This window comes from Nocardioides salsibiostraticola (assembly GCF_054783655.1).
This window is the reverse complement of record NZ_BAAGQD010000001.1, coordinates 137,304-157,803: the sequence shown is the minus strand read 5'-3', so window position 1 is coordinate 157,803 and position 20,500 is coordinate 137,304. Positions and strand designations below refer to the sequence as shown.

At 67.8% G+C, this 20,500-nt stretch carries 17 protein-coding genes; 14 read left to right on the top strand and 3 right to left on the bottom strand.

Annotated elements, in window-relative coordinates; translation table 11 throughout:
• Positions 1–7: 7 nt before the first annotated feature.
• From infB to ACYVLV_RS00735, 5 genes are all read left to right on the top strand, one after another.
• Positions 8–2,896: a translation initiation factor IF-2 gene (infB, locus tag ACYVLV_RS00755; protein ID WP_460806883.1), complete on the top strand. Its 2,889-nt coding sequence runs from the start codon at positions 8–10 to the stop codon at positions 2,894–2,896.
• Between the two features lie 182 nt (positions 2,897–3,078).
• Positions 3,079–3,564, top strand: a complete 486-nt coding sequence (gene rbfA, locus ACYVLV_RS00750) for a 30S ribosome-binding factor RbfA (RefSeq protein ID WP_460806882.1) — start codon at positions 3,079–3,081, stop codon at positions 3,562–3,564.
• Positions 3,561–4,433 carry a tRNA pseudouridine(55) synthase TruB gene (gene truB, locus ACYVLV_RS00745; RefSeq protein WP_460806880.1) on the top strand — a complete coding sequence of 291 codons (873 nt, stop codon included), beginning with the start codon at positions 3,561–3,563 and terminating at the stop codon, positions 4,431–4,433. Before rbfA ends, truB begins: the two co-directional genes overlap by 4 nt.
• A gap of 30 nt (positions 4,434–4,463) precedes the next feature.
• The gene (locus ACYVLV_RS00740; protein ID WP_460806878.1) at positions 4,464–5,414 is read left to right on the top strand and encodes a bifunctional riboflavin kinase/FAD synthetase; all 951 of its coding nucleotides are present in this window, start codon (positions 4,464–4,466) and stop codon (positions 5,412–5,414) included.
• A complete protein-coding gene (locus ACYVLV_RS00735; protein ID WP_460806876.1) occupies positions 5,411–6,445 on the top strand; it encodes a hypothetical protein in 1,035 nt (344 codons plus the stop codon). Before ACYVLV_RS00740 ends, ACYVLV_RS00735 begins: the two co-directional genes overlap by 4 nt.
• A gap of 97 nt (positions 6,446–6,542) precedes the next feature.
• Here ACYVLV_RS00735 and ACYVLV_RS00730 read toward each other — a convergent pair whose 3' ends face one another.
• Positions 6,543–8,564 (bottom strand): PTS fructose transporter subunit IIABC, encoded by a 2,022-nt coding sequence (locus ACYVLV_RS00730; RefSeq protein WP_460806873.1) that lies wholly within the window; start codon positions 8,562–8,564, stop codon positions 6,543–6,545.
• 400 nt (positions 8,565–8,964) lie between these two features.
• Here ACYVLV_RS00730 and ACYVLV_RS00725 point away from each other — a divergent pair, with 400 nt between their 5' ends.
• Genes ACYVLV_RS00725 through ACYVLV_RS00695 form a run of 7 tightly spaced genes read left to right on the top strand, consistent with a single transcriptional unit; the run spans position 8,965 to position 15,667 of the window.
• On the top strand, positions 8,965–10,074 hold the full coding sequence (locus tag ACYVLV_RS00725) for a hypothetical protein (RefSeq protein ID WP_460806871.1): 1,110 nt from the start codon (positions 8,965–8,967) through the stop codon (positions 10,072–10,074).
• Positions 10,071–11,540 carry an ABC transporter substrate-binding protein gene (locus ACYVLV_RS00720; RefSeq protein ID WP_460806869.1) on the top strand — a complete coding sequence of 490 codons (1,470 nt, stop codon included), beginning with the start codon at positions 10,071–10,073 and terminating at the stop codon, positions 11,538–11,540. The genes ACYVLV_RS00725 and ACYVLV_RS00720 overlap by 4 nt, the downstream gene beginning before the upstream one ends.
• Positions 11,540–12,448, top strand: coding sequence for a branched-chain amino acid ABC transporter permease (locus ACYVLV_RS00715; protein ID WP_460806866.1), 909 nt, complete (start codon positions 11,540–11,542; stop codon positions 12,446–12,448). The genes ACYVLV_RS00720 and ACYVLV_RS00715 overlap by 1 nt, the downstream gene beginning before the upstream one ends.
• Positions 12,445–13,662: a branched-chain amino acid ABC transporter permease gene (locus tag ACYVLV_RS00710; RefSeq protein WP_460806864.1), complete on the top strand. Its 1,218-nt coding sequence runs from the start codon at positions 12,445–12,447 to the stop codon at positions 13,660–13,662. The genes ACYVLV_RS00715 and ACYVLV_RS00710 overlap by 4 nt, the downstream gene beginning before the upstream one ends.
• Positions 13,649–14,434: an ABC transporter ATP-binding protein gene (locus tag ACYVLV_RS00705; protein WP_460806863.1), complete on the top strand. Its 786-nt coding sequence runs from the start codon at positions 13,649–13,651 to the stop codon at positions 14,432–14,434. Before ACYVLV_RS00710 ends, ACYVLV_RS00705 begins: the two co-directional genes overlap by 14 nt.
• Positions 14,434–15,141 (top strand): ABC transporter ATP-binding protein, encoded by a 708-nt coding sequence (locus tag ACYVLV_RS00700; RefSeq protein WP_460806861.1) that lies wholly within the window; start codon positions 14,434–14,436, stop codon positions 15,139–15,141. The genes ACYVLV_RS00705 and ACYVLV_RS00700 overlap by 1 nt, the downstream gene beginning before the upstream one ends.
• Before the next feature lie 52 nt (positions 15,142–15,193).
• Complete coding sequence (locus ACYVLV_RS00695) at positions 15,194–15,667, top strand: hypothetical protein (protein ID WP_460806860.1); 474 nt, start codon at positions 15,194–15,196, stop codon at positions 15,665–15,667.
• A 106-nt stretch (positions 15,668–15,773) separates the two neighbouring features.
• Here ACYVLV_RS00695 and ACYVLV_RS00690 read toward each other — a convergent pair whose 3' ends face one another.
• Positions 15,774–17,948 (bottom strand): molybdopterin-dependent oxidoreductase, encoded by a 2,175-nt coding sequence (locus tag ACYVLV_RS00690; protein WP_460806859.1) that lies wholly within the window; start codon positions 17,946–17,948, stop codon positions 15,774–15,776.
• 133 nt (positions 17,949–18,081) lie between these two features.
• On the opposite strand from ACYVLV_RS00690, the gene ACYVLV_RS00685 reads away from it, so the two are divergent.
• Positions 18,082–19,179, top strand: coding sequence for a DUF475 domain-containing protein (locus ACYVLV_RS00685; RefSeq protein WP_460806858.1), 1,098 nt, complete (start codon positions 18,082–18,084; stop codon positions 19,177–19,179).
• A gap of 17 nt (positions 19,180–19,196) precedes the next feature.
• Here ACYVLV_RS00685 and ACYVLV_RS00680 read toward each other — a convergent pair whose 3' ends face one another.
• The gene (locus tag ACYVLV_RS00680) at positions 19,197–19,973 is read right to left on the bottom strand and encodes an HNH endonuclease family protein (RefSeq protein ID WP_460806857.1); all 777 of its coding nucleotides are present in this window, start codon (positions 19,971–19,973) and stop codon (positions 19,197–19,199) included.
• 192 nt (positions 19,974–20,165) lie between these two features.
• Here ACYVLV_RS00680 and rpsO point away from each other — a divergent pair, with 192 nt between their 5' ends.
• Positions 20,166–20,450: a 30S ribosomal protein S15 gene (gene rpsO / locus ACYVLV_RS00675; protein WP_460806854.1), complete on the top strand. Its 285-nt coding sequence runs from the start codon at positions 20,166–20,168 to the stop codon at positions 20,448–20,450.
• Positions 20,451–20,500: the final 50 nt, after the last annotated feature.

Below are 20,500 nucleotides of genomic sequence, written 5' to 3'. Positions count from 1 at the left end.
GAGAATTGTGGCCAAGACCCGAGTCCACGAACTCGCTAAAGAGTTCGGAGTCGAGAGCAAGTTCGTTCTCGAGAAATTCAAAGAGATGGGTGAGTTCGTCAAGTCGGCGAGCTCGACCGTCGAGATGCCGGCGGAACACCGTTTTCGCAAGGAGTACGGCGACTCCCTGAAGGCCGCAGCAGCCGCTGCCGCCCCCGTGGTGGAGAAGCCCGCCACCCCGCGCCCGCCGGCCAAGAAGGCCGCCGCCAAGCCGGAGCCGACCCCCGAAGCCGCCCCTCCGGTGGCTGCGGAGGCCCCCACCGTCGACGCTGCCGCCGAGTCGTCCGATGGGTCGACCGCGCAGAACCCGACCGAGATCCCCGCCGACGGCGGCACCGGTTCGGTCGCCGACGCACCTGACGCTCCGGCTGCTGAAGCACCCGTTGTCGAGGCACCCGCGGCCGAAGCGCCCGCTGCCGAGGCGCCCGCTGCCGAGGCGCCGGCCGCTGCACCCGCGAAGCCGTCGGCCAAGCCGGGTCCCGCTCCGAAGCCCTCTTCCCCGCCGGCTCCCAAGCCCGTGGGCCGACCGGGAGCCCCGCGCCCCGGCAACAACCCGTTCTCCTCGAACCAGGGCATGGGCAAGCGCCCCGCGCCCCCGCCGCGTGAGGCTGCTCCGGAGACCGGTGGCGGCGATAACCGTCCGCCGCGTCCGCCGGCCGCCCGTGAGGGTGGAGCCCCGGGTCGTCCCGGGATGCCCCGCCCCAACCCGGCGATGATGCCCAAGAACCCTGCCGCCTTCGGCGGTGGCCCCGGTGGCCGTCCCGCCCCGGGTCGTGGTGCTCCGGGCCGCGGTGGCCCTGGTGGTCCCGGCGGTGCTCCCGGACGCGGTGGCCCCGGTGGCGGCGGTGCCCCGGGTCGTCCCGGTGGTGGCGGCTTCGCCGGCCGTCCCGGTGGCGGCGGAGGTCGTCCCCGTCCCGGTCAGCGTGGCCAGACACAGGGTGCCTTCGGGCGTCCGGGTGGTCCCTCGCGCCGTGGGCGCAAGTCCAAGCGGGCCCGTCGTCAGGAATTCGAAGCCATGGAGGCCCCCACGCTGGGCGGCATGCGCGTCCGCAAGGGCGAGGGCGAGACCGTTCGTCTGGCCCGTGGCGCGTCGCTGACGGACTTCGCCGACAAGGTGGGCGTGGACGCAGCACAGCTGGTCCAGATGCTCTTCCACCTCGGTGAGATGGTCACGGCGACCGAATCGGTCAACGATGCCACCCTCGAGCTCCTCGGTGACGAGCTCAACTACAACATCGAGATCGTCTCTCCCGAGGACGAGGACCGCGAGCTGCTCGAGTCCTTCGACCTGGAGTTCGGTGCCGACGAGGGCGACGAGTCCGATCTGGTCATCCGGCCCCCCGTCGTCACGGTCATGGGTCACGTCGACCACGGAAAGACCCGACTCCTCGACGCGTTGCGCAACGCCAACGTGGGGGACAAGGAAGCCGGCGGCATCACCCAGCACATCGGTGCCTACCAGGTGGCCACCGAGGTCGACGGTGACGAACGACGGATCACCTTCATCGACACCCCGGGTCACGAGGCCTTCACGGCCATGCGTGCGCGTGGTGCCCAGGCCACCGACATCGCGGTGCTCGTGGTCGCGGCCGACGACGGTGTCATGCCGCAGACGGTCGAGGCGCTCAACCACGCCAAGGCCGCCGGTGTCCCGATCGTCGTGGCGATCAACAAGATCGACAAGCCCGACGCCGACCCGACCAAGGTCAAGGGTCAGCTCACCGAGTACGGCCTGATCCCCGAGGAGTACGGCGGCGACTCGATGTTCGTCGAGGTGTCGGCCAAGGCCGAGCTCAACCTCGACAAGCTGCTCGAGGCGATCGTGCTCACCGCGGACGCCTCCTTGGACCTGCGGGCCAACCCCACCCAGGACGCCCAGGGTCTGGTCGTGGAGGCACACCTCGACAAGGGCCGCGGCCCCGTCGCGACCGTGCTGATCCAGCGCGGAACCCTGCGGGTCGGCGACTCGATCGTCGCCGGACCGGCCTACGGCCGCGTCCGTGCGCTGCTCGACGAGCACGGCGAGCACATCGAACAGGCCGATCCCTCACGTCCCGTGATGGTCCTCGGTCTGACCGCAGTCCCCGGCGCCGGTCAGAACATGATCGTCGTCGATGACGACCGGATGGCTCGCCAGATCGCTGAGAAGCGTGAGGCTCGCGAACGGGCGGCCATGCAGGCCAAGCGTCGCGTGCGTCGTACCCTCGAGGACTTCATGGCCTCCATGGAGAAGGGCGAGAGCCAGGAGCTCAACCTCATCCTCAAGGGCGATGTGTCCGGTTCGGTCGAGGCGCTCGAAGACGCGCTGTCCCAGATCGACGTGGGCGAGGAGGTCACCCTGCGGGTGATCGACCGCGGTGTCGGTGCGATCACCGAGACCAACGTCGACCTGGCCGCCGCCTCCGGCGCGATCATCATCGGATTCAACGTCCGCCCCCAGGGCAAGGCGACCGAGATGGCCGACCGCGAGGGTGTGGAGATCCGGTTCTACTCGGTCATCTACCAGGCCATCGACGAGATCGAGGCTGCGCTCAAGGGCATGCTCAAGCCGGAGTTCGAGGAAGCCACCTTGGGTCAGGCGGAGATCCGTGCGATCTTCCGCTCGTCCAAGCTCGGCAACATCGCCGGTTGCATGGTCACCAGCGGCACGATCCGACGCAACGCCAAGGTTCGGGTGCTCCGCGACAGCAAGGTCATCGCGGACAACCTCGACCTGTCCTCGCTGAAGCGGGAGAAGGACGACGCCTCCGAGGTCCGCGAGGGCTTCGAGTGTGGTCTGGTGCTCCGCAACTTCAGCGACATCAAGGAGGGCGACATCGTCGAAGCCTTCGAGATGAACGAGATCAAGCGGGCCTAGTCCCGTACCCGGCTTCGCCGGGTGAAATGCGAGGAGCCGCTTCGCGGCCCTCATTGGTTGGTTCCGCCAGGCCAAGCGAACTTCGTTCGCGGCCTGGCGGGCCAGCCTTCGCTCGCTGCGCTCCCTCGACCGGCAGTTCTTGGGTAGCGTTTCCCCTCACGAACTAGGTAGAAGGAAGAGCCATGGCAAACCCACGGGTGCGCAAGATCGCGGACCGGATTCAGGTCATCGTCGCGGAGATGTTGGAGCGACGGATCAAGGACCCGCGGCTGGGGTTCATCACGATCACCGACGTCCGTGTGACCGGCGACTCCCAGCAGGCCACCATCTTCTACACCGTCCTCGGTGCCGAGGCTGAGCGCTCCGACACAGCCGTGGCTCTGGAGTCGGCCAAGGGTGTCCTGCGCTCGGAGGTCGCCAAGCAGTTGGGCATGCGGCTGGCGCCCACGCTGGCCTTCGTGCACGACGCGCTGCCCGAGGAGGCACGCGCCCTCGATGAGGTCCTGGCCCGAGCCAAGGCCCAGGACGATGCGGTCGCCGCGGCTCGCGGGGTGGCGTACGCCGGCGAGGAAGACCCCTACAAGAAGCCTCGCGAGATCCTCGACGAAGACGCCGCAGAAGACGAGGCCGAGGCCGAAGCCGAGTCCGAGGGAGACCCCGAGGCGTGACCGAGTCGGGCCTGGTCATCGTGGACAAGTCCGGCGGGATGACCTCACACGATGTCGTCTCCCGGGTACGCCGCCTGGCCGGGACCCGCAAGGTCGGCCACGCCGGCACCCTCGATCCGATGGCCACTGGCGTTCTGGTGCTGGGGGTGAACCGGGCGACCCGACTACTGGGCCACCTCATGCTCACCGAGAAGGGGTACGCCGCGACCGTCCGGTTGGGCACGACGACCACCACCGACGACGCCGAGGGCGAGACCATCGCCGAAGCGACGCCGGAACTCATCCTCGGCATCGACGAGGCCCACCTGCGAGCCCGCTTCGCGGAGTTGGTCGGTGACATCGAACAGAAGCCCACGGCTGTCTCGGCCATCAAGGTCGACGGCAAGCGCGCCTACCAGCGCGTCCGTGACGGCGAGGAGGTCGACCTCCCTGCTCGCGCGGTGACGATCCACTCTCTCGAGGTCGGCGAGGTCCGCCGATCCGCGGGGGCCGTCGACGTCGACATCGTGGTCCGCTGTTCCAGCGGAACCTACATCCGCGCGATCGCCCGCGACGTGGGCGCTGCCCTGGGCGTGGGGGGACACCTATCGGCGCTTCGTCGTACCGCGGTGGGAGCCTTCGATCTGGCCAGCGCCGCGACCCTCGAGCAATTGGGCGACGAATTCGTGATGACGCCCCTACGGGTCGCGGCCAGGTCGACGTTCACCTCCGCGGACCTCGACGAGGCCCAGGCCGCCGACGTCCGGTTCGGACGGGCCCTGGGCCTGGACCTGTCCGGGGTGACGGCACTGTTCGACCCGACCGGCGAGTTCCTCGCCCTCTACGAGCCGCGCGATGGTCGGGCCAAGGCCGTCGCGGTGTTCGTGTGAACGACTTCGGCAACCATTAAGGTGCGTGACGTGGCGATCTGGCGAGACGGTGCTGAGGTGCCCGGTGACCTGACCGGTTCGGTGGTGGTCATCGGCAACTTCGACGGTGTCCATCTCGGTCACCGTGCGGTGATCGAGGAGGCCCGAGCCGGCGCAGAACGTCTGGAACTGCCACTGGTGGCGGTCACCTTCGACCCGCACCCGATGGCAGTTCTGCGACCCGAGCACGCCCCCACCATGCTGACCTCCATCGAGGCGCGGGCCGAGCTGCTGGCCGACGCCGGGGTCGACCACCTGTTCGCCCAGGCCTTCGACCGGGAGGTCGCCTCCTGGTCTCCGGAGGAGTTCATCGAACGCGTCCTCGTCCAAGGTCTGCGGGCCCACCTGGTCGTCGTCGGCGCCAACTTCCGCTTCGGTCACCGGGCGTCCGGCGACGTCGCCACGTTGCGACGGGTGGGGGAGAGCTCGGGATTCACAGCGGTCGGCGTGGAGCTGGACGGCGGGCCCCAGGTCTGGTCCTCGACCTACGTGCGCACCTGCCTGGCCGCTGGCGACGTCGCGGGGGCGGCCGAGGCGCTGGGGCGACCGTTCAGCCTGCGGGGCGTGGTCACCCAGGGTGACCAGCGGGGACGCGAACTGGGCTATCCCACGGCCAATGTCCCGGTCGACGCGGCGTACGCCGCTCCCGCGGACGGGGTGTACGCCGGGTGGTTGCGACCGATCGACAGCCCCGAGCAGCTACCCGCCGCGATCAGCGTCGGGACCAACCCGACCTTTGAGGGGGAGCGGGACCGTCGGGTCGAGAGTTACGTGCTGGACCGGACCGACCTGGACCTCTACGGGGTCGAGGTCGAGGTGACCTTCGTCGAACAGTTGCGCGGGATGGTGGCCTTCGACGGCATCGAACCGCTGCTCGAGCAGATGGCCGATGACGTACGCCGCACCCGGGTCGTGCTGGCCCAGCCCGCGGACGGAGCGTGAGCCCCAAGGGCATCGGTCGTCGTTCCGCTCGGGCCGAACAGGATCCGATCGAAGCGACCGAGGCCTGGTTCCTCAGCAACGGGCTGCCCTACTTCGTGCCGGGGGAGCGTCGGGCCGTCCGCGAGGGCCTGCGACCGCGACGCCTGGCCCCTCTGTTGGCGTTCATCGTCGTGCTCGCCGTGTCACTCGGAGGCGGCCTGGCGTTCCTGTCCAACCAGTTCTCGCTGGCCCCAGCGATCCTGATTTCGACCGTCGGAGGATCTGCGGTCTACTACGCCCTCACCGCGCTGCGGGCCAGGCCGATCCTGAAGTGGGCCCTGCGGCGCAGCGTGCACAGCCTTCGCCTGATCCTGCCCGTGGTGACGCGGGGTCTCCCGCTGTTGCTGCTGTTCGTCACGTTCCTGTTCATCAACGCCGAGGTCTGGCAGGTCGCCGGCAACTTACGGCCGGGCACGCTGTGGCTGACGGTCCTGATGTTGGCGGGACTGGCCACGCTGTTCCTGATCGTGCGCCTGCCCGAGGAGGTCGACAAGACCGACGACGAGGTCGACGACCGCTTCCTGACCACGGCCTGTGCCGGCACCCCGATGCAGGAGACCTGTGGTCGACTGATCCGCGACCCGAAGGCCGACCCCGCGTCGTACGCCACGATCGGCGGCTTCGAACGCTGGAACCTGATTCTGACGCTGATGATCATCCAGGCCGTCCAGGTCCTGCTGTTGGTCATCTCCGTCTTCGTTTTCTTCCTCCTCTTCGGAGCGTTGGCCATCGATCCGACGATCCAGCAGAGCTGGACCGGTCAGCCGATCCTGGGGGTCCCGTTCCTGAACGGAGCGACCAAGGACCTGTTCCAGGTCTCGGTGTTCCTCGCGGCCTTCTCCGGGCTCTACTTCACCATCTCCGCGGTCACCGACGAGACCTACCGCGGCCAGTTCTTCGGCGCGGTGATCAAGGAACTCGAACGCGCCGTCGGGGTGCGGGCGGTCTACCTCGCGGCACGCAAGGAGCGCGAGCCCGGCCCCCCCACCTGACTCACGAAGTTCGCGAGATGGGGACGCGAAGTTCGCCAGATGGGGCACCGAGGTACGACGTGCGGGGACCACCGGAGGCAGCGTCAGCCGAGCGGGTTCAGGCGGCGACCGTCGGGAGCGGGGTCTTGGACATCGACTTCAACCCGATCACCGCAGCGGCGGCGACCAACACACCAGCCACCAGGGCGATGACGAACCCGAGGACCCCGTCGACGGCGAAGAGGACGAAGATGCCTCCGTGCGGGGCGCGCAGGCCTACGTCGAAGGCCTGGGAGAGCGCTCCGGTGACGGCGCTGCCCAGCATGATCGACGGGATGACCCGCAGCGGATCGGCGGCCGCGAACGGGATGGCACCCTCGGTGATGAAGCTGGCCCCCAGGAGCCAACCGGCCTTGCCGTTCTCACGCTCCGGGACGCTGAACAGGCTTGGGCGGACGACGGTGGCCAGCGCCAGGGCGATGGGAGGAACCATGCCGGCGAGCATGACCGCAGCCATGATCTTCAGCTCGGGGGCGTTCTGGACGGTTCCGACGGCGGCAAGTCCCGTGGTCGCGAACGCGTAGGCGGTCTTGTTCAGCGGTCCACCCATGTCGAAGGCCATCATCAGACCCAAGATGGCGCCCAGCAGGATCGCCGAACCACCGGTCATGCTGTTCAAGCCGTCGGTCAGACCGTTGCTGAGCGCGGCGAGCGGACGGCCGAGGACGACGACCATGATGAAGCCACTGACCAGGGTGGCGCCGAGTGGGATGACCAGAACCGGCATCAGTCCTCGAGCCCATGACGGCACCGGACGACGCGAGATCCACAGTGCGACGATGCCGGCCAGCGAACCGCCGATGATGCCGCCGATGAAGCCGGAGTTCGTGATGCCTGCGACGGCTCCCATGACGAAGCCCGGCGCGATACCCGGACGGTCCGCGATGGCGTAGGCGATGTACCCGGCGAGGGCTGGGACGAGGAAGCCGAAGGCAGCGCCACCCAACACGAAGAGCAGGGCGCCGAAGTAGGCGAGCAGCGGACTGCCGAAGAGAGCGTGTTCCAGTCCGAGGGCCTCGAGATCGGGAAGATTCGTCAGAGTGTTCTCGGTCGCGACCTCGGGGGTGTTGACGATCTCGTAGCCACCGAGCAGGAAGGCCAGGGCGATGAGCAGACCACCGGCCGCGACGAACGGAATCATGTAGGAGACCCCGGTCATCAGGACCCGACGGATGGTGCCGCCGATACCGGTGCTGCCGGTCGACTCCGAGACCTCGGCCGCATCTCCCTCGACGCGAGGGGCCTGCGGGTCGGCGGCGTACCGCAGGGCTTCGGCGATCATGGCGTCGGCGTCGTCGATCGGACGCTTCACCCCGGAGGAGACCATGGCCTTGCCCGCGAAACGGGCCCGGTCCTTCACCCCGACGTCGACGGCGAAGATCACGGCTTCCGCGGCGGCGATGGTCTCGGGAGCCAGGGGAGTGGACCCGGCTGAACCCTGGGTCTCGACGGTCAGCTCGACGCCGGCTCGCGTGGCTGCGTTCTCGAGGGCCTCAGCGGCCATGTAGGTGTGCGCGATGCCGGTGGGGCAGGCGGTGACCGCGACCAGGCGGCGGGTCTGTTGCGGGGCGGCCGATCCGGTTCCACCTCCAGCGGCGGCGCCGACCGGGGCCTCCTGCTTCTGGGCCGGGGTCTCGACGGCGGCACCGACGAGGCTGACGACCTCCTCGGCGTTGGCCGCGCGTCGCAGTCCCTCGGTGAACTCCGGTCGCACCAGGGCGCGGGCCAGCGAGGTGAGGATCTTCAGGTGGGTGTCGTCGCCTCCTGCCGGGGCGGCGATCAGGAACGCCAGGTCCGCGGGGCCGTCCTTGGCCCCGAACTCCACCGCAGGTGCGAGTCGCGCGAACACCAGGGTCGGCTGCTCGACCGCGGTGGTGCGGCAGTGCGGAATCGCGATTCCGTCCTTGAGCCCGGTGGGGGCCGTGGCCTCCCGGGCGAGGGCATCCTCGACGAGCTGTTCTACATCCGTGGTGCGGTCAGCTGCGGCGACGACTTCGGCTAACCGGCGGATGACGTCATGTTTCTCGGAACCGAGGTCGGCATCGAGCCGAACCAACTCGGCGGTGATCAACTCGGACATGGGATGCTCCTGACGGTTGTTTCTTTGTTTGTGTTGTTTTACACCCGATTCTGTGGGTTAGTCAAGAGTCCTGGTCACAAGTTCTTCACAGGAGCCCGCGGCGCAGCGCGGTCGAGTAGGGAGCACCCACCCACGAAGTTCGTCAGATGGGGACGCGAAGTTCGCCACAGGGGCTGGCGAGGAAGGCCGCTAAGCCGACCAGCGACGAGGTTGATCGCAAGAAAGGTTCCGGGCGGCGGCGGCCTCTACCTACTCGTCCGTAACTTGTGGCGAGCAGTGACGTTGATCACTGCACCACCGCCCGAGACCTAGGTAGAGGTTGAGCATGCCCCCGAGCCGCCCCCCACGTCGGCAGAGGCTGCAGTCCACTGCAGCCTTTGCGGCCTTCTGCGTATTTCTGATGCCGATCGTCATCGCCAGTTCGGCGACGGCGGGCGAGAAGGGCCCCAAGCCGGGCACCTTCCGCGGAGGCGCCCTCATCCAGGACGGGTGGTGGGCCCGGACCAACGAGCCGCCTCCGGAGACAGGGCTCGCCCAGCCACCCAGCGTGCCCGCGGTGGCGGCTCCCGAGGACGCCCTCCTTGTGGCCCTGATCAACGGGGATCCCGAGCGCATCACCGCTCTCGAGTTCGGGCTCAAGGGTGGAGACGACACGATCGTCGACGAGGTTCTGTTGGCGTTGGCTGAGTCCGACGAGCGTGGAGCGAACGTCAACTCCGAGTTGGCCAACCTGCAGGCGTGCCCGGTCACCGAATCCTTCTGGGTAGGCGTCGACAACGGAGCCTGGAAGACGGCTCCCGTCTACGACTGCGAGACGGGAGCTGCGCCTGGGGTGCGTAGCGACGAGGGAGTCTGGACCTTCGACCTGACTGCGCTCGCGTCGGGGTGGACCGCCTCGGACAGCATGAACTCTCCAGCGGTGGTCCTGGTCGGTACGCCGGCAGCGGACCCTGCGCAGGGGGCATCCAGTTTTCAGGTGGGTTTTGACGGCGAGAAGGGGATCGGGCTTGCCGCCAAGGTCACCCGCCTTCCCGCCGAGAACACCGACGGTGGCGAGGAAGGGGAAGCCGAAGGGTTGGAGACCCCCGACGCCGCGTCGGGCGGCTCCGGCACCGGTGAGACGACCGGATCCGGTTCCTCCGGTGGTTTCGGCGGCGTGAGCAGCAGCGGCGACCTGGGTTCGTCGAACGTCGACCCGATCTCGGTCCCGGACTCGTCGGCGGTCGAAGGAGCCGCTGGGCTCGAGGACACGGGCGCCGGCTTCGCTCCTGAGGAGGCCGACACCCGGGCGCTGGTGTCTGCCCCCATCGGGTCGGCCTGGTACTCCGGCCTCGGGATCCGCGCGATCCTTCTGGCTGCCGTTGTCCTGATGCTCTCCTACCTGGTCATGGTCGCCATGGGCGGCGCCGGGCAGCCGACCGTCGGTGGTCGGCGTCGCGGTGTGGGCCGAGCTCTCGAACGACTTCGCGCAACTCCTGACCGCATCGTCACCCTGGAGGACCGCACATGAGCCCCCGTATCAGTTCAGCCGTCGCTGTGATCGTGATCTGTACCGGCCTCGCGGCCTGCGGTCAGAAGCCCGGCATCGAGACGGCAGTCCCCGTGGGCGGTTTCGTCGCCGCAGACGGCTCGGTAGTAGATGCCGGTGGCAGTGTCATCGACCCCGGTTCGGGAGCCGGTGCCGAGTTCGCCGAGAGCGGGGGTGGGGACTTCGGTGGAGACATCGGATCCAGCGACGGTGGGGGTGGCGCAGCCCTCGGTGGCGGCGGCGGTTCCACCGCTGGGGGTTCCCCCGAGGGTGGCGCTGAAGCGCCCACAAGTGGAGAGCAGCCTCCAACTGATGGAGCGCCCGCGCCGCAGCCCTCCGGTGGAAGTGGCGACACGACCGGTGTCACGGCCGACACCATCAAGATCGGCGTACACGCCCCGGTCACCGGCGCGGCCGCGGTGCCTCAGAGTTCGTTCGAGCGAGCTGTGGGCGTCTACTTCAAGGCGGTCAACAAGGCCGGTGGCATCTTCGGACGGAAGATCGAGGTCTTCTTCGAGGACGACCAGTTCCGTCCCGACGTGGCGCGGGTGAAGTGCAAGGAGATGGCCGAGCAGGAGGGGGTCTTCCTCATGATCGGCGGCGCTGGCGCCGACCAGATCGATGCCTGTGCCCGTTACTCCGCCTCCGTGGGGGTTCCCTACCTCTCGGCGGGCGTGCATCAGACCCGGCCCGGACAGGTTTCGCTCGGCGATCTGCCTACCTACTTCGCTCTGTCGCTCGCCTACGAGCAACAGGTGCCGATGCTGGCCAAGCTCTACCGCGAGCGGTTCGCGGGCAGCCCGGTCGTGGTGATCACCGCCGACAACGACTCGCTCAACGGATTCCACGCCAAAGCAGAATCCGCGATCAAGTCAGCTGCTGGCAGTTCCTTTCAGTACGCCGCCCGCATTCCGAAGAACACCCAGGCCGAGGCCCTGTCCATCGGCACTCGGATCTGCAACTCGGGTGCCAAGGCCGTGATCTGGAACGCCAGCCCCAGCACCCTGCTGAACGTGTCGAAGTCGATGGTCTGTCAGCCCGCCTTCATCGGTCCAGGTCTGACCAACGGACTCAACATCGTGGCCGCGGCGGGTTGCCCGAACATCCAGGGCTCGTACTTCTACTCGCCGTTCTCCGGCATGGACGTGATGCGTCGCAACGCCGACTTCGTGCGTGACTACCGCTCGGCCAACGGCGCTGAGCCCGACGACATCGGCGCCGCGATCTACGGCGTGGAGCGACTGATCGTCTCGATGCTGCAGGCCACCGGCAAGGACCTCTCACGCGAGGCCTTCATGAGCACGATCGCGAAGAAGAAGAGCTTCAGCACCGGCGTCTATCCGCCGACCAACTTCAGCTCACGTTTCGGCGGTACGGCGATGCACCTGTTGCAGGCCGACTGCAGCAAGCGCGAATGGGTCACCGTGCGTCAAAACGAGCGCCCCTGATGGATGGTCTGTTTCAGGAGCTCGCCATCGCCATGACGGCCGGGCTTCTACGGGGCAGCGTCTACGCGCTGGTCGCCCTCGGGATCGTGCTGGTCTTCCGGGCCTCCGGGGTCTTCAACTTCGCCCAGGCCGAGTTCGGCACGACGGGCCTCTTCGCGGCGTACGCCGCCCTCGAACTGTGGGGTTGGAGCTATCCGTTGGCGTTCGTCTTCGGTTTGGCTGTGGCTATCGCGATGGGATTGTTCACCGAACGGTTCGTCATTCATCCGCTGCGCAACGCCTCGAAGGTCACGCTGCTCGTCGGCACAGCCGGTGTCGCGCTGACGGCCATCGGCCTGCAGTTCTGGCTGTTCAACGAAACGTTGATCATGACGATGCCGAAGATCAGCGACGCCTTCTTCGTCACTCCCTGGGGTGCTGCGGTGACCATGCAGGCCCTGATCACCGCCGGGGTCCTGGTCGTCGTGGCTGTCCTGCTGGCGCTCTTCTTCAAGTCACCGTCGGGGCTCGCGGTTCAGGCGGCTCAGCAGGAGCCGGTGGCCGCCGAACTGATCGGCATCTCGGTGCGACGGGTCTCGATGATGACCTGGGGGATCGCTGCAGCCCTGGGCGGCTTGGCCGGGCTTCTCACCGGGCCGATCCTCACCTTCACCGCAGCGTTCCTCAGCTTCGGTGCCTTCGCCGCGTTGTTGCCCGGCTTCATGGCCGCGGTGCTGGCCGGGATGCGCAGCATGCCCGGTGCGGTGGCTGGCGGGTTGACGGTCGGATGCGTCGAGCAGTTGGGTTCGCTTTCAGTTCTGAGCACCCGCATCCCCGGCACCGGCGCGGCGGTCCTGTTCGTCTTCCTGCTGGCGGTGCTGTTGATCAAGCCTGACGGCGTCTTCGTGGGACGGACCGTGACGGCATGAGCACGACCAACGACGCCACGCGGGTGCTCTCGCCGGTCCCGGATGCGCCGCCGCAACAGCGTGGGAAGTCACCGGCGGGGCCGGAGCATCCCGGTGACCTCGGCTCGAATCATCTCGAAACCTTTCGCCCGAGCCCCGCGGGCAAGGCTGCTCGCGGCTTCGTGTGGGGGTTGTTGGCCTGGTTCGTCCTGGCCGTGCCGGCCAACGTGCTGTCCCCGTTCGACCTGGGAGTCTCCGATGTGGGCGCTGCGACCGAGGCCGCCATCTTCGGTATCGTCGGGCTCTCGCTCAACATCCTGCTGGGGTACGCCGGCCAGATATCGCTGGGCCACCAGGCCTTCGTCGGCATCGGCGCCTTCGCGTCTGCCTTCATGGTCTCCGACCTACAGCTGTCGTTCTGGTTCGGTCTACTCGTGGCGGCCACGCTGGGTGGGGTGGTCTCCGGACTCCTGGGTGCGGTGTCGCTGAGACTGACCGGCCTCTACTTCGCACTGGTCACGTTGGCCTTCGGTGCCTTCACCGAGCAGACCCTGCTCGGCATTCCGGAGATCACCGGCGGTGAGGGCGGCAAGGCTGCTCCCCGGCCCGCCGGGTTCGACTCCGAGGTGCGCTACTACGTGTTGTGCCTCGTCATCCTCGGTGTGGTGCTCTTCCTCGACTGGAGGCTGACGCGTAGCAAGGCCGGCCGGGCGCTCGCGGCGGTCCGGGAGAACCCACGCGTGGCGGCGACGTACGGCATCAATGTGAAGTCCTACATCCTGCTCGCATTCGTACTCTCCGGAGTGGTGGCCGGGGTCGCCGGTGCGCTGCTCGCTCACCACGACGAAGTCATCGTAGGCCAGAAGTTCGGCTTCCGCCTGGCGCTGCTGTTCGTGATGATGACCGTGGTCGGCGGGTTGCGGAGCCGTTCGGGGGTGGTGATCGGGGCCGCGTTCTTCGCGCTCCTCGAGACCGGGAAGTTGCTGGAGATGGTGGACAAGCCGCTCGGCGCTGTCGGCTTCAGCCTGACGGACTTCTTCGAGGGCACCATCGGTCTGCCCCAGGAGTTCGTGGCCCTGGTGGTCGGTCCGATTCTGTTGCTCATCACGATCACGCTCTATCCGGGCGGGATCGGCCAACAGATAGCACCGGTGCGCGAGTGGCTCCTCGGGCGCCGCTTCGACAGGCACGCCGGCAAGGTCGAGGAGGTGACGGTCGCCGATGTCCGTGCTTGAGATCAAGGACCTCTCCATCCACTTCGGTGGCATCAAGGCACTGCAGCACGTGTCGTTGCGGGCCGGCGAGTGGGAGATCGTGGGGATCATCGGGCCCAACGGTGCCGGGAAGACAACGCTCTTCAACTGCATCACCGGCTTCTACACCCCCACCTCGGGCTCCGTGCTCTATCGCGGCAAGGACATCAGCCGGCTGCCCGTGCACAAGCGGAGTGCGCTCGGCATCGGGCGCACCTTCCAGAACGTCGGCCTGGTCAAGAACGCCACCGTGTTGGAGAACCTGCTCACCGCTCAACATCTCCAAGTGGGCTACGAGCCGATGGCCGGCATCCTCGGTCTCCCGGCGTCGTTCTCCGAGGAGAAACGCCTGGGGGAGCGCGGGGAGCAGATCCTCGAGCTGCTCGACCTCACCGACGTGGCGCGAGCGCGCGTCGCCGACCTGCCGTACGGCGTACTGAAGCGGGTCGAGATCGCGGCGGTGCTCGCGACCGATCCCGACGTGCTACTGCTCGACGAGCCAGGTTCCGGGATGGGGCCTGAAGAGGCCAGCGACCTGGGTGACCTGCTGCTCAAGCTGCGTAGCACCTTCGGTCTGACGATCGTGATGATCGACCACCACGTGCCGCTGGTGACCCGCATCTCCGACTACGTCTACTGCCTGAACTTCGGAGAGGTCCTCGCCGAGGGGCCGCCCGATGTCGTACGACGTCACCCCGACGTGGTGCGCGCCTACCTCGGTGAAGAGGCTCCTGCGGAAGAGGTGACGGTCTGATGGCCCTGCTAGAGATCCAGGACCTCGTCGTGGGCTACGGCCGCTATCCCGTCCTGCACGGCATCGACTTCACGGTGGAGGAGGGCGAGGTCTGCGTCCTGCTCGGACTGAACGGGGCGGGCAAGACAACCACGGTGGCGACGATCGCGGGTCTGCTGCGCCCGATGTCGGGGCAGGTGGTCTTCGACGGTCGCTCACTGGGTCGACGCTCGCCCTCGGCTCGGGTCAAGACGGGCGTCTCCCTGTGTCCTGAGGGTCGTCGTGTCTTTCCTCGCCTCAGCGTGCAACAGAACCTGCGCCTGGGTGCGTGGACCCAACGGCGTCACGCCCGCGCGGTCAAGAAACAGATGGAGCTCGTTCTCGACTACTTCCCACGGCTCGATGAGCGAGCCGATCAGATGGCCGGCACCCTGTCGGGTGGTGAGCAGCAGATGCTCGCCGTGGGGAGGGCGTTGATGTCCCGCCCTCGTTTGTTGATGATCGACGAGGCCTCGCTCGGACTGTCGCCGACCCTGGCCCGCACGGTCTGGGAGGCCGCCGCGAGGATCGCGCGAGACGGCACCACCGTCCTCATGGTCGAGCAGAACGCCGGCGCGCTGCCGTTCGCCGACCGTGCACTGATCATGGAGAAGGGCACCTTGGCCCACACCGCCGTCGGAGCCGACATCCGCAACGTCAACCTGCGTGAGGCCTACCTCGGCGTCTAGTTGCGCGCAGCACCCGAACTCGAGTACCCCCGCACCCTCAAGGAGTTAGCAGATGAACAACAACAACCTCGGACGCCTCGGCGGCCAACTCGGCGTCCTACTGTGCCTACTCGGCTTCGCGGCGATCTTCTTCGGCTGGAACGGAGCGGCCAGCAAGAACGTCTCGATGGCCCAGTTCCCCTTCCTCATCTCCGGAGGGGTCACCGGGATCGCCATCGTCATCATCGGTGCGGCCATGCTCATCATCCAGAACGCACGCGAGGACCGAGCGCGGATCGAGGCCATCCTCGAGCGGGTCGCCGTCGCGGTGGAGGCGTCCAGCGCTGCTTCCGGCCGCGGCGGCAACGCGCCAGCCCACAGTGGAGCGATGGTGCTGGCCGGCACCACGTCGTACCACCGGCTCGACTGTTCACTGGTCGAGGCGCGCGAGGAGGCTCACGTCGTCGGCCTCGAGGACGCCTTCGCCCGTCAGTTGCACCCGTGCCGGGTCTGCCACCCGCCCGCGATGGCCCCCGCCCACGCCTGATCACACCCACCCACGAAGTTCGCCAGATGGGGACGCGAAGTTCGCCGAATGGGGACGCGAAGTTCGCCGAATGGGGCGCCGAGGTTCGCCAGATGGGGCGGTGGGATCAGCCGTGCGACACGGTGACCGGTACGCCGGTCAGGGCCGCGTTCCCGGAGATGTCGAGCAGTTCGGGGTCGGTGAGGTCGTTGATCGAGACCCCGGGGACGGTCGTGGCGTGCGACAGGCGGGTGCCCTTCACCTGGTGCCCGTAACCGTGCGGGAGGGAGACGACCCCAGGCATCAGGTCGGCCTCGCCGGTGACCTCGACCTCGACGGACCCCACACGTGAGGTGACCGTGACCCGAGAGCCGTCCTCGATCCCACGGGTGGCCAGATCGTCAGGGTGCATCAAGAGGTGGTGGCGTGGCTTTCCGCGGGTCAGCCGGGCGGTGTTGTGCATCCAGGAGTTGTTGTCCTGCTTGTGCCGACGCCCGATGAGGAGTAGTCGGTCCGGCTCAGACGAAGCGGATTCCTCCAGGCTCGCGCGGAGTCGGTCCAGGTCCCCGACCAGCAGTGGGGGTGTCAGGTCGATGCGCTGATCCTTGGTTTGCAACCGAGCCGGCATGGTCGGCTTCAGAGGGCCGAGGTCGACCCCCTCGGGGTGGGCACGCAACTGCAGCATCGTGGTCTTGCGACCGGTGGCGAGCAGACCCGCGATGAGGACGGCGGGGGACAGACCCATCCGCATCCGCGCCATCGCCTTCTGCTGGAGGGATCGCTTCGGGCCGAGGCGGTCGGACAGACGCGCGGCGAGGGCGGAGAAGATCTCCCAATCGTGGCGCTGGTCATCGCCTTTCTGGAAGACCGCCGGGGTGAACCGGGCGGTGTTGCGGACGGCGAGACCGTGGAAGATCAGGTCGTACTGATCGCGCTCCAGTGCCGAGGTCGGCGGCAGGATGACGTCGGCGTGGCGGGTGGTCTCGTTGATGTAGAAGTCGACGCTGACCATGAAGTCCAGACCTTCGAGGGCCCGGGAGAGCCTGGCCCCGTCGGGGGTGGAGAGCACCGGGTTGCCAGCCGCGGTGAAGACGGCCCGGATCTGCCCCTCCCCGCCGGTCTCGATCTCCTCACGGAAGGCGGCGACCGGTAGTTCGCCGGCGAATTCGGGCAGACCTCGCACGCGGGACCGCCACGCGTCGAAGTGGCCCGGGCTCACGATGCGTCGGCCGACCGTGTCGACGGCGGGCTCGGTGAAGAGGACCCCGCCCTCGCGGTCGAAGTTGCCGGTGATGATGTTCAGGCACTGGATGGCCCACTGGCACACCGAACCGAAACCGTGGGTCGAGACGCCGATCCGGCCGTACGCCGCTGCGCTGTCCGCCGAAGCGAAGTCACGAGCGACCCGTCGGATGGTCTCGGCTGAGACTCCGCTGGTGGCCTCGGCACGCTCCGGGGTGAAGTCGGCGACCGCCGCGGTGAGTTCGTCGAGGTGGTCGACGTACGACGGAACGTCGGTGAGCCCCTCCTCGAGGAGGACGTGCAGCATCGCAAGCAGGACGGCGGCGTCGGTCCCCGGCCGCACGAAGTGATGGTCGGTGGCGACCTTCGCGGTCTCGGTGCGACGCGGGTCGAAGACCACCATCTGCCCGTCACGCTTCTTCAGGTCGCGCAGCCGGTTCGGGAAGTCCGGAACCGTCATCAGTGAGCCGTTGGAAGCCATCGGGTTGGCCCCGAACACCAGGAAGTACGACGTGCGGTCGATGTCCGGGATCGGCAGCAGCAGTTGGTGGCCGTACATCTGCCACCCCACGAACTGGTGGGGGATCTGGTCGACGGTCGAGGCGCTGAACCGGTTGCGGGTCTTGAGGGTCTTGAACATGGAGACGCCGTGGGTGGAGTTGCCCAGGGAGTGCGCGCTCGGGTTGCCGAGGTAGATCCCGACGGCGTCGGCGCCGTGTTTCTCTGCGGTGGTGGCCAGTCGGTCGGCGACCAGGTCGTAAGCCTCCTCCCAGCCGATCTCCTCCCAGGTGTCCTCCGTGTCGGGGTCATCGCTCGTGGACCGGACCCGCCGCACCGGACGGGTGAGCCGATCCGGATCGGTGTAGACGTCGGCCATCGACACGCCCTTGGGGCAGATGTACCCCCGGGACAGCGGGTCGGCCTTGTTGCCCTTGATCGAGGTGACCTCGCCGGACTCGATGGTCAACTCGATGCCGCAGATCGCCTCACACAGGTTGCACACCCCGATCCGGGTGCCGGTGAAGTCGTCAGGGACCGGGTTCTTCGTCAGGATGCCCACGGTGGCATCGTGCCACGCCGACACGGGCGAATGGCTCGAGCCGGCCCCGCGACGTAGGGTTTCCGCGCACCGGCGACCCGGTCGCGTCACGACCCCGGTCGCCCACCTACCCCAGATACGTGAGTTGGCAACCGTGCTCTTCCGGACGCTCAAGTGGTCCTTCTTCTTCACCCTCGTCGGTCTCGTCGTCGCGTTCCTCTACGACGGTGTGACCGGGTTGACGGTCACCGCCATCCTCATCGTCCTCGAGGTGTCGCTCTCCTTCGACAACGCTGTGGTCAACGCCAAGATCCTGAACCGGATGTCGGAGTTCTGGCAGCGGCTCTTCCTGACCGTCGGGGTCCTCATCGCCGTCTTCGGCATGCGGCTGCTCTTCCCGCTCGTCGTCGTAGGGGTGACCGCGAAGCTGTCGCCGATCCGCGCGTGGGAGTTGGCTCTGGAGAAGGGCGACATCGAGACGCCCGGCACCTACTCCTTCATCCTCGCCGAGGCCCACCCGTCGATCGCGGCCTTCGGGGGCATGTTCTTGATGATGATTTTTCTGGACTTCTTCCTCGACGCGGCCAAGGAGGCTCACTGGCTCGGCCATATCGAACGGCCGGTCGCTCGACTGGGTCAGTTCGAGGGGGTGTCCGTCCTGGTCGCCCTGATTGCCCTGATCTCCTTCGCCCTGGCCTTCCGCGAGCACAGCGAGCAGGTCCTGATCGCGGGCATCGTGGGGCTGATCCTCTACCTGCTGGTGCACGGCCTGGGGGAGTACTTCGAGCAGGCCGCCCTCGACGAGGCCGGTGACGGGGCTGGTGATGGGGCTGGTGATGGGGCCGGCGCCGGGGCCGTGGCGGTGGCCACCGGTAAGGCTGCGTTGTCCCTGTTCATCTACCTCGAACTGCTCGACGCCAGCTTCAGCTTCGACGGGGTCATCGGCGCCTTCGCCATCACCTCGGACCCCATCATCATCGCTATCGGACTGGGCGTCGGTGCGCTCTACGTCCGATCGATCACCATCTACCTGGTTCGCCAGGGCACCCTGGGGGAGTACATCTACCTCGAGCACGGAGCGCACTGGGCGATCGGGGCGCTGAGTTTCCTGCTGATGCTCACGATCCGCTACGAGATCCCGGAGGTCATCACGGGGCTAGTGGGTGTCGTGTTCATCGTGGCGTCCTTCGCCTGGAGCATCCGACACAACCGGGCGCCCGCCGAGAGCGCGGCACACGTTGGCGTCGGCTAGGGGTCAGGGGTCGGGGGTCAGCAGGCCTTGCGCAGCACCGGTTCGATGACCCGGACGTCGGCCTCGGTGATGGCCAGGTCGTAGGCATGGGCCACCTCGAGGTACGCCGTCACGTAGGTGCAGCGGAACGACTTGCTCGGCGGGAGCCAACTCGCCGGGGTGCTGTCACCCTTGCTGAGGTTGGCCGACCCGTTCACCGCGAGCAACTCCAGTTCCGTGTCGTTCGCGAAGGTCGCCCGCTCGCGCGGCGACCACGTGGCAGCGCCGAGGTCCCAGGCCGCCGCGAGGGGATAGAGATGATCGATGTGGATGGCCGAAGCCTGCGTCGCGTAGTCCATCGACACATCGGTGTAGGGATCGATCAGGGTGCCGCCCACGACGTCGCAGTCCGGGCTCCGCGTTGAGAACTGCACCTGGTCGAGGGACAACGCCAACATGTCGTTGCGGGTGTCGCACCCGTTGCGGCTCAGGGGCGCATCGGTGTCGTCGGTCCACGACGGCCCGAAGACACAGGCGTCGTCGGGCCCGCAGTCCCGGTCGTAACCGTTCACTCGATCTCGACGGGGTACGACGCGGACCAGCTCGAGCAGTTCGCGGGCCCGAGCCGAGCCGGGGGCGGTGTTCGGAGATCCCGCGGTGGGTCCGGCGGTGTCGGAACCGGAGGCGGAGGTCGGGGGAGCCGGGGTTCCCGGGGCGGTGAAGAGGTCGAACCGCGCTGCGAGGAGCACGATCAGGGCCAGGAATGCGGCCACGACGCCGGTGACCCGGAGGCTGCGATGATGGGTCCGCTTCACGATGCCCCGACGATACGACGCCTCCGAGGCCCGTGCCCACGGATTCGGGGTCCCGCTGCTGCGCTGATAACCTCAGGCAGTTGCCACGTAGGCGACACGCACCACCTGCCGTGAAACGGCCGCGGAACCAGAGTGCCCGGGTGAACAGGCCCCGGCGCGCCGCGCAACGAGACGAATCGAGAAGGAGCCCTCATGTCCATCGGTACCGATGCTGAGACCAAGAAGAAGATCATTGCCGAGTACGCCACGACCGAGGGCGACACCGGTTCCCCCGAGGTGCAGATCGCGCTGCTGAGCTTCCGCATCGCTCACCTCACCGAGCACCTCAAGACCCACAAGCACGACCACCACAGCCGTCGTGGCCTGCTGCTGCTCGTCGGTCAGCGCCGCCGGCTGCTGAACTACCTGCACGACGCCGAGATCGCGCGTTACCGCTCGCTCATCGAACGCTTGGGCATCCGCGGCACTCGCCGCTGATCACCCGCGTGGGGACTCACCGATTCGGTGGGTCCCTTCGCTACATTGGG